Below are 312 nucleotides of genomic sequence, written 5' to 3'. Positions count from 1 at the left end.
ACCTTGCGTGCGGTAGGACGGCGCCTGTCCGACAGCGCCGTCGATCTCGTCCTCACCTACGATCTCGGCCTGCCGGGGCATTTCAAGCGCATCCTGCTGCATGAATTGCGGCCGCACGCGCTTCTTCCCGCCGGCCATGTGTTGGCGGACAAGCACGCCGTCAGCCTGGCCGAGCTCGCCCAGCATCCGCTGATCACCACGGACCAGCCGCATAGCTGGCAGCACATGTTGGACCTCTTCCTCAGCCGCGGCCTATCGCCGATTGCGAGGGCGACAACGAGCTCATTCGAGCTGCAGCGCTCGATGGTGGCC

The 312-nt window shown here is 65.7% G+C and carries 1 protein-coding gene; it reads left to right on the top strand.

The annotated features are described in order from the left end of the window. On the top strand, positions 1-312 hold a 312-nt coding region (locus EN852_RS38345; RefSeq protein ID WP_246694571.1), incomplete at both ends, for a LysR substrate-binding domain-containing protein.

This window comes from Mesorhizobium sp. M2E.F.Ca.ET.209.01.1.1 (genome assembly GCF_004010375.2).
GTDB lineage: Bacteria > Pseudomonadota > Alphaproteobacteria > Rhizobiales > Rhizobiaceae > Mesorhizobium.
The sequence above is the reverse complement of the archived record's forward strand: the minus strand, read 5'-3'. Positions and strand labels throughout refer to the sequence as shown.